General features: G+C 61.2%; 11 protein-coding genes and 1 pseudogene. 10 read left to right on the top strand and 2 right to left on the bottom strand.

What is annotated here, in order from left to right:
- From benD to QTH97_RS16775, 9 genes and pseudogenes are all read left to right on the top strand, one after another.
- Positions 1-109, top strand: a pseudogene (benD, locus tag QTH97_RS16815) (1,6-dihydroxycyclohexa-2,4-diene-1-carboxylate dehydrogenase); the annotation flags it as partial.
- A gap of 33 nt (positions 110-142) precedes the next feature.
- Complete coding sequence (locus QTH97_RS16810; RefSeq protein ID WP_286569468.1) at positions 143-1,504, top strand: MFS transporter; 1,362 nt, start codon at positions 143-145, stop codon at positions 1,502-1,504.
- Between the two features lie 69 nt (positions 1,505-1,573).
- Positions 1,574-1,873, top strand: a complete 300-nt coding sequence (locus QTH97_RS16805) for a GYD domain-containing protein (protein WP_353655638.1) — start codon at positions 1,574-1,576, stop codon at positions 1,871-1,873.
- Between the two features lie 278 nt (positions 1,874-2,151).
- Entirely contained in the window at positions 2,152-3,306 is a 1,155-nt protein-coding gene (locus QTH97_RS16800) for a muconate/chloromuconate family cycloisomerase (protein WP_286569490.1), read from the top strand.
- A gap of 135 nt (positions 3,307-3,441) precedes the next feature.
- A complete protein-coding gene (gene catA, locus QTH97_RS16795; RefSeq protein ID WP_286569467.1) occupies positions 3,442-4,377 on the top strand; it encodes a catechol 1,2-dioxygenase in 936 nt (311 codons plus the stop codon).
- A gap of 443 nt (positions 4,378-4,820) precedes the next feature.
- Complete coding sequence (gene pcaD / locus QTH97_RS16790; protein WP_286569466.1) at positions 4,821-5,648, top strand: 3-oxoadipate enol-lactonase; 828 nt, start codon at positions 4,821-4,823, stop codon at positions 5,646-5,648.
- A 16-nt stretch (positions 5,649-5,664) separates the two neighbouring features.
- Complete coding sequence (gene catC / locus QTH97_RS16785; RefSeq protein WP_286569464.1) at positions 5,665-5,943, top strand: muconolactone Delta-isomerase; 279 nt, start codon at positions 5,665-5,667, stop codon at positions 5,941-5,943.
- Positions 5,944-6,008: 65 nt separating this feature from the next.
- Positions 6,009-7,307 carry a GTPase gene (locus QTH97_RS16780; RefSeq protein ID WP_286569463.1) on the top strand — a complete coding sequence of 433 codons (1,299 nt, stop codon included), beginning with the start codon at positions 6,009-6,011 and terminating at the stop codon, positions 7,305-7,307.
- Positions 7,304-8,899 (top strand): dynamin family protein, encoded by a 1,596-nt coding sequence (locus QTH97_RS16775; RefSeq protein WP_286569460.1) that lies wholly within the window; start codon positions 7,304-7,306, stop codon positions 8,897-8,899. The genes QTH97_RS16780 and QTH97_RS16775 overlap by 4 nt, the downstream gene beginning before the upstream one ends.
- Positions 8,900-9,513: 614 nt before the next feature.
- On the opposite strand, the gene iaaH is transcribed toward QTH97_RS16775, so the two are convergent.
- Positions 9,514-10,974: an indoleacetamide hydrolase gene (gene iaaH / locus QTH97_RS16770; protein WP_286569488.1), complete on the bottom strand. Its 1,461-nt coding sequence runs from the start codon at positions 10,972-10,974 to the stop codon at positions 9,514-9,516.
- 142 nt (positions 10,975-11,116) lie between these two features.
- Complete coding sequence (locus QTH97_RS16765) at positions 11,117-11,374, bottom strand: hypothetical protein (protein ID WP_286569458.1); 258 nt, start codon at positions 11,372-11,374, stop codon at positions 11,117-11,119.
- Between QTH97_RS16765 and QTH97_RS16760 the strand changes: the two genes are divergently transcribed.
- Entirely contained in the window at positions 11,373-12,293 is a 921-nt protein-coding gene (locus QTH97_RS16760; RefSeq protein ID WP_286569457.1) for a LysR family transcriptional regulator, read from the top strand. The genes QTH97_RS16765 and QTH97_RS16760 overlap by 2 nt on opposite strands.
- The last annotated feature ends 7 nt before the right edge of the window (positions 12,294-12,300 follow it).

Below are 12,300 nucleotides of genomic sequence, written 5' to 3'. Positions count from 1 at the left end.
ATACGCAACGATCGATGAGCAGGTCGCCCCCATCCTGTTCTTCGCGTCCGACGAATCGTCCTATATCACCGGGTCGATCCTTCCAGTCGGCGGCGGCGACCTCGGCTGAACCATCCCTGCAAACAACGCCAGGAGAAAACACATGAGACAAATCGACGTTCACAAGGTTGCCGACGAAGCCCGCTTCAACCGCTTTCACGGTCTCGTTCTCTTCTGGTGCGCCCTGATCATCATCTTCGATGGTTATGACCTGGCAGTGGCCGGCATCGCGCTGCCGTCGATCATGAAGGAGATGGGCGTGGAGCCGACGCGCGCCGGGTTCATGGTCAGCGCCGCGCTGTTTGGAATGATGTTCGGCGCGATCTTTCTGGGCACTATCGCGGACCGCATTGGCCGCCGGTGGGCGATCGCGATTTGCATCGGCTTGTTCAGCGTGTTCACGGCCGCTGCGGGCCTGACCCACGACCCGGTGACGTTCAGCATTACGCGCTTTCTTGCCGGTCTGGGTATCGGCGGCGTTATGCCCAATGTCGTGGCGCAAATGACCGAATACTCGCCGAAGAAGATACGCGCGACCATGGTGACGCTGATGTTCAGTGGCTATGCGGTCGGTGGCATGCTCGCCGCGCTACTGGGCAAAGGCCTCATCGAGAACTACGGGTGGTCATCGGTATTTCTGGCCGCCGGCCTTCCGGTGCTCTTGATCCCGGTGATCTTGAAGTCGCTGCCCGAGTCGATGCCGTTCCTGCTCGCGAAAGGCCGCCACGATGAGCTCAAGGTTATCGTCTCGAAGTTGGACCCCAGCTTCAATCCGCAGGCAAGTGATCATTTCGCACTTCCTGCAGAAGACAAGGTTGGCAGTGCACCAGTGCGCCATCTCTTTCAGGACGGCAGAGGCTTCAGCACCGTGATGTTCTGGATCGCCTTCTTCATGTGCTTGTTCATGGTCTACGCTCTCAGTTCATGGCTGACCAAGTTGATGGCAAGCGCAGGCTATAGCCTCGGGTCGGCACTCACGTTCGTCCTGGTGCTGAATTTCGGCGCGATGATCGGCGCGGTGGGAGGCGGCTGGCTGGCAGACCGGTTCCATATCAAGTGGGTGCTTTTCTCGATGTATGTGCTGGCTGCGATCTCCATCACTCTGCTTGGGGTCAAGATGTCGTCCGAGGCCCTCTTCCTCCTCGTGGGCTTGGCCGGCGCCTCGACGATCGGGACCCAGATCGTGACCTACGCATACGTGGGTCAGTTTTACCCGATGTCCATCCGGTCCACCGGCATCGGCTTCGCCTCGGGAGTCGGCCGCAGTGGTGCGATTCTGGCGCCGATCGTGATAGGCGCGCTAGTGGCAATGACGCTGCCGCTGCAGCAGAACTTTGTTGCTATTGCGATCCCTGCGGTAGTTGCGGCGGTGGCAGTGGCAATGATTAACCACGGCCGCTCTTCTTCGACCCATCACCAGGACGTCAGCGCCGGAATCTCAGAGCCAGCATTGGCACGCAAATGAGCCGTAGGTCAGGCATCGCCCTAAACGCGGGTTCGTGCAAATTGTCGTGTGTGAATGATCAAAAGGAGCATGGATATGGGCAAGTATGTGTTGCTGGGCAACTGGACCGACAAAGGGGCGCGCGAGGTCAAAGACACCGTCAAAAGGTCTCGGGCTGCGCGCGAAGCGTTCGCCCGGATGGGGGTGAACGCTCGCGAGTGGATCTTTACTCTTGGCCAATACGATGTGGTGTTGACCGTAGAGGCTCCTGATGATGAGACGCTGACGAGAGCTGCGCTGGCGTTGGCGCTTCAGGGAAATCTCCGCACGACGACACTGCGCGGGTTTGGCGAATCCGAGATGGAGGAGATCCTTGGAGCGCTTCCCTGATCACGCACAGGACCGGGCAAGCGCTTGCCTCAACGCTCCATGGCGGTGCCCTGTCCATGACGCAGGTCAGAGCAGGCGCGGCGCAACAAGAAGGAGCGTCCCCCCAGGGTTCAACCGGCCAAACACCAGGTTGAGGAAACGTCGCACGCGGCAGTCGGCGCGAACCACGGCACGAGCGGGTGATTGGTGTAAACCCTCATCAACAATACCTTGAAGGTATTTTTGCAGACCGCATCGATATTGGACCTATCGGTCTTTCGCAACGAAGATTGCCAACCATGAACCCAAGCCCAACCATTCAAAGCATCGAATCAGTCCTGGTGGACCTGCCAACGATTCGCGCGCACAAGCTGGCGATGACGACGATGATGCGCCAGACGCTAGTCATCGTGCGGCTGGTGTGCAGCGACGGCATCACTGGTGTTGGGGAGGCCACCACGATTGGTGGCTTGGCCTACGGGGATCAGAGTCCGGAGAGCATCAAAGGTGCGATAGACACCTACGTCGCTCCACTGCTAATCGGGCAGGACGCCACCCGGATCAATGTCGCGCTCAAGCGCGTGTCGGCGTCGGTGCAGGGAAACTCCTTTGCGAAGTCTGCAGTGGAGATTGCGCTGCTTGACGCGCAGGGGCTCCGCCTGGGCCTGCCGGTGCATGCCTTGCTCGGCGGCGCCGTGCGAGATGCACTTCCGGTGCTGTGGACCCTCGCCAGCGGCGATGCGGCGCGTGACGTCCAGGAGGCGCTGTCGTTGATCGAGGCTCGCCGCCACAACGTGTTCAAGCTCAAGATCGGCAGCCATCCGCTTGCGGAGGACATAGCACACGTTGAGGCCATTCGCCGCGGCCTTGGAGATGATGTGTTGCTGACGGTCGATGTGAACCAGGCCTGGGATGAAACCACGGCCGTGCGAGGGATCGCCGCTCTCGAAGCGATCGGAGTCGGCCTGATCGAGCAGCCCGTGGCACGTCGCAATCGCCGGGCGCTCCGGCGCCTGAGTGCCCGCTTCGACGTGCCAATCATGGCCGATGAAGCAGTGCACGATGCGATCGACGCATTCGATCTGGCCGCGGAGGCTGCGGCGGACGTGTATGCCTTGAAGATCTCTCAGGCAGGAGGCCTCTGGCCCACGCTGCGGGCTGCAGCCGTCGCCGATGCCGCCGGCGTAGGCATCTACGGCGGTACCTTGCTCGAAGGCAGCATCGGCAGCATCGCCGCGGCGCACGTCTTTGCCGCCTGCCCGACGCTTGCCTGGGGCACGGAGTTGTTTGGACCGCTGCTGCTCAAGGACGACATCGTCGTGCAGCGCCCTGACTTCCGTGACTTCGAACTGCAACTGCCGCAGGTACCGGGCCTGGGCGTGCAACTCGACTTGGACAAACTCGACTTCTATCGGCGTGACCGCTCTTCACAGAGCGTCGCCGTTACTGGCTAAGGAGCCTGTCCAGACACTTTTTGCTAGGGCGACAGCCGGCTTGGAAAGTCTTCTCGGGCCAAAGTTTGAAAAAGCAAACCGCCACCTGGCCACAAAACACCATAGTCACCAACCCCCCATGAAACGGAGACATCAATGAGCGCTCAAATCTTCAATACCACCGAAGTGCAAGACTTCCTGCGCTTGGCCAGCGGCCTCAATCAGGAAGGCGGTAACCCGCGTACCAAGACGATAGTCCATCGCATCCTCTCCGACCTATTCAAGGCGATCGAGGATCTGGACGTCACATCTGACGAGTATTGGGCGGGCATTGCCTATGTGAACCAACTCGGCGCGCGTGGCGAAGCTGGCTTGTTGTCACCGGGGCTTGGCTTGGACCGGTACTTCGATATGCGCATGGACGCGGAAGATGCAGCGCTGGGCGTGACCGACGGCACGCCCCGCACGATCGAAGGTCCGTTGTACGTGGAGGGAGCACCGGTGGAGCAGGGCTTCGCACGACTTGACGACGGAAGCGACAAACAGGGACACCCCCTGATCATGCACGGCACTGTCTACGGTGCGGACGGCAAGCCCCTGCCTGGCGCCAAGGTAGAGGTCTGGCATGCCAACACAAAGGGGTTCTATTCCCACTTTGACCCGACCGGCGAGCAGCAGCCGTTCAACATGCGTCGCACCATCATGACTGACGCGCAAGGCCGCTACAAGTTTCAAAGCATCGTGCCTGTGGGTTACGGCTGTCCTCCGGACGGCCCCACCCAGGGCCTGCTCAACCAGTTGGGGCGGCACGGCAATCGCCCGGCGCACATCCATTTCTTCGTTACATCCGACGGCCACCGAAAGTTGACCACGCAGATCAACATTGACGGGGACCCACTGGTCTACGACGATTTCGCCTATGCCACCCGGGAAGGACTCGTGCCCCCGCTGACAGAGCACACCGACAAGGCCAGTATCGAAGCTGAAGGGCTTGCTGGCCCGTTTACCGAGATCGTGTTCGACATAAGGCTGACTGCTTTGGTCAACGGCGTCGACAACCAGATCGTCGATCGCCCGCGGCTGGCTGCATAGACGCTAAGAGGCCGATGGGGGTGCGATGGAGATGCGCCTGCCTGCCATAGCTTATATGCCTCAAGCTTGGCGACAGCGCGCGTCCTGGCGGAGGACATCCCCATAGGTACCTCGTACCTCCATGTACACGAACGCATCTGTTGAAAATTGCGGCAACGTTCCGAAACCGGTACACGGTAGTGCACGTGCTGAACCCCGTTGGTGCGGGCGCGCGATTGCCCGGCGCCTGGGACCACAGCGATCATCAGCATGTGGAGATGGCTGCGCCCCGAAGGCGGAATTCCGGTCTTCACGGTCCAGCCTCTTGCTGCCACTGGTCATCTGTGTCGCCGTTCATCGCTATCACCGTGCGGCCAGGGCTATGTGCGACAAGCATGCCTGCATACCTGCTGTGTCGGGAGCATGCAGACCCGATTGAAACCTAAAAGTGTGATCCATAGACCATGACTCAGCGCACCGACTCGTTGACAACTTCTCTGCTCACCGCGCGAGGGGCATTCCGCGTCGCCATCGACGGCGACGCGGCTGCCCCGGCATTGATCATGAGCAACTCGCTGGGTACGACGTTGGAGATGTGGGGCCCGCAGGTCAGCGCCTTTTCCAGGGACCACCGGTTGATCCGATACGACACGCGCGGCCACGGCGGGAGCCCGGTCACGGCGGGCCCCTACTCTTTCCACGACCTGGGTCATGACGTGTTGGCGGTACTCGATGCGTTGAACATCGACATGGCAGCGTTTTGCGGTATTTCCATGGGCGGCCACACGGGACTTTGGCTGGGTATTCACGCACGTTCCCGGTTCAGCGCCATCGCGGTGTGCAATAGTGCGGCAAAGCTGGGCGCCACGGACGCTTGGAACGAGCGCGCTGCCACGGTGCGACGGGGCGGCGAAGCCGCCATGCGCACGCTGGCGGACTCGGCGCCTGGACGCTGGTTCACCGAAGACTTTGCGAATGCAAATCCCGAGACCGTGGCATGCGCCCAAGACTGGATCGCCGGCATCGCTCCGGAGGGATATGCAGCGTGCTGTGATGCACTTGCTGCTTCCGACTTGCGCAGCGACATCGACCGCATCGCCACGCCCACTTTGCTCCTGGCCGGTGCGTCTGATCCCGTCACGACTGTCGTCGACGCCGAAGCCATGCAGGCGGCAATTCCGGGCGCGCTTCTGTCAGTGGTATCGGCGTCGCACCTCTCCAACATCGAAGCGCCAGAAGCCTTCGAGCGCGCTGTCCTCGAATTCTTTGCCTTCAACGCGAAGCCCTTATAGACACCCAGGGAACACCATGCTCTATCTCGTACATATGATCGTCAACATCCCGCCAACCGTCGCGCCCGATGAAGCTGCGCGCGTCAAGGCCGAGGAGAAAGCCTACTCCCAAGCTTTGCAGCAATCGGGCAAATGGCCTCACCTTTGGCGTGTCGTGGGGGAGTACGCCAATTACAGCGTGTTCGACGTCGCAAGCAATGACGAACTGCACGACACCCTCAGCAAGCTCCCGCTCTTCCCATTCATGGAAATCACGGTGACGCCATTGGCCAAGCATCCGTCTTCCATCGTGTAGAGCAGGACCAGACTGCTGTCGCCAAGCGACCTGCGAAAGGCCGGCGCAGCAGATCCTCTGCCAACGTGAATGAAGCGACCCGGATGAACCCTTTCCATGATCGTCGCGAGGCCGAACTCGCAGTCCTTTCTGCCTTGCCAGAACGTGCCCACGATCTGACCCGCCTGCGGATCCTGGCAGATAAGAAGCGGCCGCCCGTGGTAGCCGTCATCGGCAAGTACAACCATGGAAAGAGCCGCCTGCTCAATGAACTTATCGGGCACGCCGCCTTCTCGGTGGCGGACAAACGCGAGACTGTCGCACTTTCGGCGCACGAACACGGCGGTGTGCAATGGCTGGATGCGCCAGGCCTCGATGCGGATGTGGAAACGGAAGACGACGCGCATGCGCTACAGGCAACCTGGCTGGAATCCGACATTCGGCTGTTTGTCCACGCGGCCAAGGAAGGTGAGCTGGATGCCAGCGAGCGCTCTCTCCTGGCCTCGCTGAGTAGCGATGACCAGCGTACCAGGCGACAGACGCTGTTCGTTCTTTCGCAGGTGGATCAGCTCGCTCACGACCAGCACTACCGCCAAGTGGTGCAGACTATCGAAGCGCAACTTCCGGCGCTTGAGATGCACACCATCTCCGCTACGCGGCACCGCCATGGCATCGAGCACAGCAAGAATTTGATGCGCGTACGCAGCGGCATCCCGGGGCTGCAAGAGAGCTTGGAGCGAGCTGCCGCACGCGTGCCGCATGCCCGATCCTTCGAGACAGCATTCCTGGTCGGAAATATCCGGGACGAACTGCAGCAGCTAAAGGCTGCGCGATTGGCTCTTGCGTCCAGCCTGCGCCTGGGACAGGCGCGCCAGCGCGAACGTTTCGATCAGGATCTGGCGGCGACGCTGCAGAAGGTCGCCGGCGACATCCAGGCCGTACTCGAAGTGCCAGGCCCTGACCATTCCTTGGCCCCCGATTCCTTCGCGAACCAGTTCAAGGTCACACCCGGAAAGCTCGAGCGAAACCGGCTGCAGGTGGCATATTCCAAGGCCTGCATCGAGATCAACGCCATCTTGATCAAGCATGGCGTCACCGAACTGCCGTTGACGCAGCGGACGGCCGTGCGCAGCCTAAATAGCATCATGATCGCTGTCTTGGGCGTCTATGTGAAGTACCGCAAGGACCTGCAGCAAATCTTTTGCGAGGTAGCAGGCCGTGAACGAATGGAGAAAGAGTTCGCGCGCTATTTTGAGATGTCTGCTGACCGTGTTGAATTGTCTGCGAGTATCGCTGCCGCCGAACGCGACCTGTGCGTCGCGGAGCGGGCGTTGGAAGCACTGCTCGGCCTCGAAGATCCGAAGATGTTTGAGAAGACAGTATGACTAACGCCGACGCTGCGGAACTGCGCTTGATCGAGGCCGCCGACGGCATCGAGTTGACGCAAGTCGATTTGACTGAGATGACGCAGCTTCTGGAGGGCTGGCTAACGACACTCACGCGAGCATTGACCGAGCATCAATTGCAGCGACCGCAATCTCTGCGCGACGCCCATGTGCTGGTACTTGAGATCAACGAGATCAACGAGTTGCTTTCAGCGAGCGCCACTGGGTGGACGCGCCAATGGGCGTTGCTCGAACCCGCAAAGCTTCTGGCCCAGGCCTTTGACGACCGGGTGATGCTGCTGGTCTTCGGGAAGTTCAACGCGGGCAAGAGCTCGTTGTGCAATTTGCTGGCAGAGCGCTTTTCCGCCCACGGCCGGGTCGTGAAGTACTTCCATCTTGACGCCGGGCGCATTGTTCGAACGACACAGCCGCTCCAAGAGGGTGCAACCGAGACCACGGCGCGCCTGCAGGGTGTGAGCCTCGGTCACAGCATGGTACTGCTGGATACGCCCGGTCTGCATTCCGTCACGCCCGAGAACGCCGCATTGACGCAGCGCTTTACCGACAGCGCGGATGCAATCCTGTGGCTGACCAGTTCCACCTCGCCGGGTCAGGTGCAAGAGCTCAACGAGATGGCGCGCGAGTTGCATCGTAGCAAGCCCCTGTTGCCGGTGATCACTCGCAGTGACGTTGTCGAAGAAGACGAGCTCGATGGTGAAATCGTCAAACTACTGCGCAATAAGACGCCGGCCAATCGGCAACTACAAGAAGACGACGTGCATCTGCGTGCGCAAAGTAAGCTGAGGCAGATGGGCGTACCGCCCGACGTGCTAAAGGCTCCCGTGTCGATTTCAGCTCATGTCGCGCGTGAGCAGAGGCAAACGCCGCAGGCTCTCTGCGAGAGCGGATTCATCCGGTTGTGTGGCGCGGTGCTAGATCTCATTGGGCCTGCGCGTGCCTACAAGCAACGCAAACCCGTTGAAGTACTGTTGCATCATCTGGAAGAGAATGTCTCGGGCACGATCAAGGCCAGCATACAGCCGGCGCTATCGCGTCTGCTCAGCCGCATGATGCAGCAGCGTGAAAGGCTGCAGGAACTCCGGCCGCGAATAACCAAAATGGTTTGGCGTCAGGTGGCCTCATCGTTGCCTCGCATGCTGGAGGAATTCGATCATTCAGGAGACGTAGCCAAGTTGTCCCGCGAATTGGGAGATCTTCTGCAGAGAACCCTGGCGTACGAAGTGTCGCTGGAGTTGGGAGAGCATGAATTCCGCATGCCTGAAGGCGGGGATGATCTACAAGCCAAAATATCGGCCGATCTCGGCTATGAAGTCGTCTCCGCAGGCAACGGCACAAATGAGTCCATTTTGCCAAACCCCAGCCCGAGCACTGTCAATCACGAACGACTTCACGATGCGTTGCAGGAGGTTATCCATCAGCGGCTGGTGGAGCAGCTCGAAGTCGTCTTTGAGCAATGCGGCCGAGCGTTCGATGAGATTGAAAACTCGGCCAGAGTGCTGCAGGTTGCGCTTGCACGCCAGGATACCGCTCTGCTGAAGGTCAAGAATCAACTACGTTGTGCAAACGAGTGACGAATCAAGCACCCGTCTCGGCTCAAGTGCTGGAGAAGTGTCATTCGCGCGGGCTGAAGCCCGCGACTGCGCGAGACCGACGAGGTGCGGACCGCGTCGGCCTCGTGGCTGCGGCCTGGGCTACGCTCCGGTGTCGCGGCCAGTGCGGAACCTGCACCGCGAAGGCGTGCGCTGCCTCCCATCGAGCGACGAAGGCCTGACCACGCCGGCAATCCTCAAATGGCGCCGAAGCGATGAATCCGGGTTGACCACTCATCTGGCGAGAAATGGTCCGGTCGTTTGCTGCTGCTGTTCGAAGCACGGCCAGACGGGCGGGAAAGGCGCCAGTTTTCAAGTCGCGAAGCGCGACACCGCCTCTTCGCCACAAGATGCCGGGCCAGTGCTGTCGCCGAGTAGCGCACAGCCGTCCTCAAAGGCCAGCGGGTGGGCGAGGATAGGTTCAAGCCAATGGCCGGTTGGCGTCACGGCCATCAAATGCGCACGGACCTCTTGGAAGAGATGGCTCGACATGGGAATGCGGCGCACTTGCGCAAGCGCCGCCCGCGCGCAGCCATCCGGTGACGGCGCTCTCATTGGGAATTTTCGGTGGGGTGCGCGGTGCGACTGCGGCTGGCTCATGCCGGTAGCTGGGGCAGGGTCGGTGGTGGCAATACGCCGAGGAGCGATTCCATCGACAGGCCAATGCCCAGCAACTTCGCGTCACTTCCCATAGGCCCATCTAGGCTCAATCCAACCGGCAGGCCCGTTGCGGTCAAGCCAGCGGGCAACGTGATGCCGGGCACGCCGGTGGTACTGCCGGGGTCGGAGTTGCGAATCATGGTGGCAAAGGTTTCCACGAGCGGTCCACCGTTGACCGAGATCTTCGAAGACCCGTCCCGGGAATCAATGACGGGAGCGACAACGCTCGTGGTCGGGAACATCATCGCGTCAAGGCGGTTGTCCGCGAAATAGCGCGCGTAGAGCGCCTGCATCTGCGGGCGGTACTGCGTGATCGCCGCCTGATACTCCGCCGCGGTCACGTCACCCAATACGGCGCCCATCGGACCCTTTACGTCCGGACTGGCGACTTTGGCGGCGATGTCAGCCAGCGTGACCCCCTTGACGCCGGTCGCTACCAGGTAGGCCGGGATGTCTTGGCCGGCTTCATGCAGCACGACCTGGAACGACACCTTCGCGTCCAGTTCCCATAGACCGACGGTGTCGATGTCGACAAATACTACGCCTGCGGATTGCAGTCTGGTCCGGGCGCTCGCCATGACAGTCGCTACTTGCGTCTCCGTGTCCTTCCAGAAGCTCGCGGGCACGCCAAGGCGCAGGCCCGATAGTTGGACAGGTTTGGCGATGGAAGCGCCTGTGACCACTGCGTCGAGCAGCGCGACGTCCGCTACCGTTCGACCCATCGGCCCGATCGTGTCGCGGGTGCGGCTGATCGGCAGGACACCCGTGCCGTCGTAGCGGCGCTGAGCACCGCCGTTGCCAACGGTCGGCCGGAGCCCCGCGATGCCACACAAGGCGGCCGGAATTCGCACCGAACCGCCCGTGTCGGTGCCGAGACCCGCCGGTGCGATTCGCGCGGCAATGGCCGCCCCGGTTCCGCCCGACGACCCGCCCGGCACCCTTCTGACGTCATAGGGGTTGTGGACCGTGCCCGCGAAGCTTGTGAAGTTGGTGCTGGTGGTGCCGAAGGCGAGTTCGTGCATATTGGCCTTGCCCAGCACGATCGCGCCCGCGTCGATCAGGCGCTGCAGGGTTGGTGCATTCGCGGTCGGTCGAACGTCTTTCAGTGCTGGCGTGCCCCCGGTGGTCGGCATGTCGGAAGTGTTAATGTTGTCCTTCACGACAATTGGCAGGCCTGCAAGCGGCGGCAACGTAGCCCCGCTGGCGCGCGCCGCATCGACCTTGCGCGCGGCAGCCAGCGCGCCCGCCTTGTTGAGCGCGATCATGCTGTTGAGGCCCGATTGCTGCTCGGCACGTTCGAGCAGCGTTGTCACGTAGACCTCCGCCGACAGGCGGCCATTGCGAATGGCATCGACAGCTTGGGAAGCGGTCAACGCAACCTGTTCGGTCTTGCTCATCGGGGTTCGTGTGGTGGTGGCGCAAGCGCTCAACACGCCACCAAAAAGGGAAGAGGCGGTGATTGCGCCGGACGTTTCAAGGAAGCGGCGGCGAGAAGTTTGGGTTGTCATGAGTAGGGTTCCGGGTGGATGGGGTATGTGTTCAGGCAATCTCGATTGACGACTCGTTGATCGGGGATTGCCGAACACCAACGTCATTACCGGAACTGCGCATCAGGTCGTAGGCGGTGTCGCGCACCGAGATAGAGGTAGCGGTTGCAGGGACCGTTGCGGCCGAAGGCGCTACTTTTTGCGGTATCCGGTTGCCGTGATTCGGAGTGGCATGCTCAGGCGCTACTATCAGTTTTACCGCGTTGAAACGAAATTGCTTTTTCGCGGAAAAGCCATTACCGTTTTGCATGCCCTTCGACCTGCAGCACCTGCATGCATTTGCCACGATCATGGAGACCGGCAGTTTGGGCCGCGCAGCGGTTGCGCTCAACATTACGCAGCCGGCGCTCAGCCGCACGCTCAAGCGCTTGGAGGATCAAGTCGGCGCGCCCCTGTTCGAGCGTCATGCCAAGGGGATGCATCTGACGGACATCGGCGGCGCGTTGTTGCCGCACGCAACCTTGCTGCTGCGAGAGTCGGAGCACGCGAGCGAAGAGATCAATGCAATGCGGGGGCTGGCAAAGGGCACGATTCGCGTGGGCGCGCTAGGCAGCATCGCCTGCATCGCACTTCCGCAGGCGATCGACCGCGTGCTGGTGAAGTGGCCGAAACTGCGTGTGTCCGTCGTCGAAGGGGTCTGGGATCGGCTTGCGGAAGGTCTGCTCAAGCATGAGATCGATCTGGCGCTGGGTGTGTCCGTTGCGGACACCGCTGAGATCACCGCGATCAAGGATTGCCGGTGGAACGACTGCAGTTACGTCGTGGCTGGCATGGAACACCCCTTGCGGCGTAAGCGAGAGGTTGGACTGGCCGACGTGATCGGCGAACGGTGGACGACCACGCCAAAAGGAACAGCGCCATACGAGCACATGGAGCAGGTCTTCGCGGCCCAAGGCCTGGGTATGCCCGAGATCCTCGTAGAAACACGTTCCGTCATGATGCTGAAGAATCTCGTGGCCCAATCCGGCTTTTTGACTTGGCTGCCGGAGCCGATGTACCAGGCAGAAATCAAGGCGCGGTTGCTCGACGCGCTGCCGATACCCGGGCTGACCGGCACCCGAACGTTGACGGCTTTCCGCCGGCGGGGGGGCATCCTTCCCAGTCCCGCCGTCAAGCTTCTCGAGGAGCTCCGCCTGCTCACGGCGGAACATCAGCCGGCAATCCTCTGATTCTTCC

The sequence above is a fragment of the Variovorax gracilis genome (assembly GCF_030317115.1).
GTDB classification, from domain to species: Bacteria; Pseudomonadota; Gammaproteobacteria; order Burkholderiales; family Burkholderiaceae_C; genus Variovorax; species Variovorax gracilis.
The sequence above is the reverse complement of the archived record's forward strand: the minus strand, read 5'-3'. Positions and strand labels throughout refer to the sequence as shown.